The 1,999-nt window shown below is 73.9% G+C and carries 2 protein-coding genes; one reads left to right on the plus strand and one right to left on the minus strand.

The features are described from left to right. Positions 1-53: 53 nt before the first annotated feature. Entirely contained in the window at positions 54-239 is a 186-nt protein-coding gene (locus ACFU7Y_RS43415) for a PspC domain-containing protein (RefSeq protein ID WP_224285307.1), read from the minus strand. Between the two features lie 343 nt (positions 240-582). On the opposite strand from ACFU7Y_RS43415, the gene ACFU7Y_RS43420 reads away from it, so the two are divergent. After that, the gene (locus ACFU7Y_RS43420) at positions 583-1,965 is read left to right on the plus strand and encodes a hypothetical protein (protein ID WP_380771972.1); all 1,383 of its coding nucleotides are present in this window, start codon (positions 583-585) and stop codon (positions 1,963-1,965) included. Positions 1,966-1,999 lie beyond the last annotated feature (34 nt).

Here is a 1,999-nt window from a genome sequence, read left to right on the forward strand (position 1 = left end):
GCCCCGGCGATCCCGGGGCGGGCGGCCCGTCGCCGTCTGCTGGGCCGCCCGGCTCACGGCTCCTGGGGGAGCAGCAGCCAGAGGGCCAGGTAGAGCAGGAACTGGGGGCCGGGCAGCAGGCAGGAGAGCAGGAAGATCAGCCGGACGGTCCACGAGGTCAGGCCGAAGCGTCGGGCGATCCCGGCGCAGACGCCGGCGATGACGCGGTCGTTGCGGGGACGGGCGAGGCGCGCACTCATGATCAGCTCCGTGTGGTGGCGGCCCGGTCCGGCCGGTCCGGCGGGCTGCTTCCATACTCCGCCGTCGGCGGCTCCGGGTCCTCCGTCCGGCAGGTGATTCTCCGCCCCGAAGGGTCACCGGGTAGTCGTAGCCGGATCTCGGGGTCGTCCTCGGGGTGACCCTGAGGGGTGGGCCCCGGGGTGACGGCCTCCCGGCGGGGGCGGGGAGCGGGCTCGGTATGATTCCGCAGTCGCTGTTGGTCGGGGGGCGAAACATCGGCGCACTTTTCGCCATGAAGTGGCCTCTCGCGCAAGCGATTTCACGTTCTGTTGGGTTCTGTCCGAATTCTCTCGTGAGGTTGAGTTGCGCCCTCGGCACCGCAGATTCCTGGCGGCGACCGCCGCCGTCACCCTGGCCTCCGGCCTGGCCGTCGTCGAGGCCCCGGCCGTCTTCGCCGCCTCGGGGGCCGTCACGGCCGAGCGGGGCACCCAGGTCCAGCCCTCGCCGGTCACGGTCGCGCTCGGCGGCCTGCCCGGCACCGTCAAGGCGGGTGGCTCGCCGGTGGAGTTCACCGCGACGCTCAGGAACACCGCCGACCACCAGGTGGACGTGGTGTCCTCCGCCTTCGTCATCGGGGACACCGGGACCGGCACCAGGCAGAGCCAGTTCAAGCTGGAGTACCAGTCGCCCGGCGGCGCGCAGTGGCAGGACGCCAAGGTGAACGCCGCGACCGTCGGCGCCTTCTGGGAGATCGACCGGTCGGCCACGCTGCGCCTGGCGGCGGGCGCCGAGGCGGTCTACCGGCTGCGGCTCACCGTCACCGCCGACGCCCCGGCCGGCCGGGTGACACCGGGCTTCGACGCCAATGTCGAGGACCCCACCCTGCCGAGGGAGCAGCGGAGCTCCCTCGCCCAGAGCGGCTGGCCGGGCCTGGTGATCACCCCGGCGGTCACGCCGACCACCCAGGCGCCCACGCCCGCGGCCACGGCCGACGTCAAGCTCGAAGGGGTGCCCGCCACCTTCACCGCGGGCGGTGAGGTGAAGCCGTTCAAGCTGGTCTTCACCAACAACAGCGGCAGGGACCTGCGGGTCATGCCCACGATCGTGTTCCAGGGAGAGACCGAACTTCCCTTCGAGACGGTCCGGTTCGAGTACCAGGGGCCGGACGGGGCATGGCTGCCGGGCGGACCCGGGGGCAACTCGGAGCACCCGGCCTGGCTCTACATGGACCTGCGGCCGAGCGGCGTGGGTTCCGACGTGTTCGCCCTGCCGAACGGCGGGACTCACACGATCAACGCCCGGCTGGCCTTCACCAAGGACGCGGCGGCCCGTACCGAGTCCCTGGTGGCCCTCGCGGGCAGCCTGCCCGGCGCGGGCGAGAGCGGGGCGAGGTCGTCCAGCCAGAAGGCCGACTTCACGATCGTGGCCGCGGCGGGTCCCAGCGTCACCCCGACCCCGGATCCCACGTCCTCGGCCGCCCCGGCGCCGACCGCGGCTCAGCCGTCCAGCGCCCCGGTCGTCCCGGTCATTCCGGTCGCACAGGCCACCGGCGCGTCGCCGAGCCCGGCGGCGGTCGGCTCGCAGGTGGTCGCCGCCGCGGCCCCGGATGCCCGGCTGGCCTCCACCGGTGGCGGCTCCTCCGCGGCGCCGATGGCGATCACCGGCGTGACCGCGATCGCGCTCGGCGTCGGCATCCTGGTGGTGGCGTGGCGCCGCAACCGGGTGCGGGCCGGCGCGGGGAACTGACAGACCGGAAGGCCCGGCCGTCACCGCTCGGGAG

It is taken from the genome of Kitasatospora sp. NPDC057542 (genome assembly GCF_042801945.1).
GTDB lineage: Bacteria > Actinomycetota > Actinomycetes > Streptomycetales > Streptomycetaceae > Kitasatospora.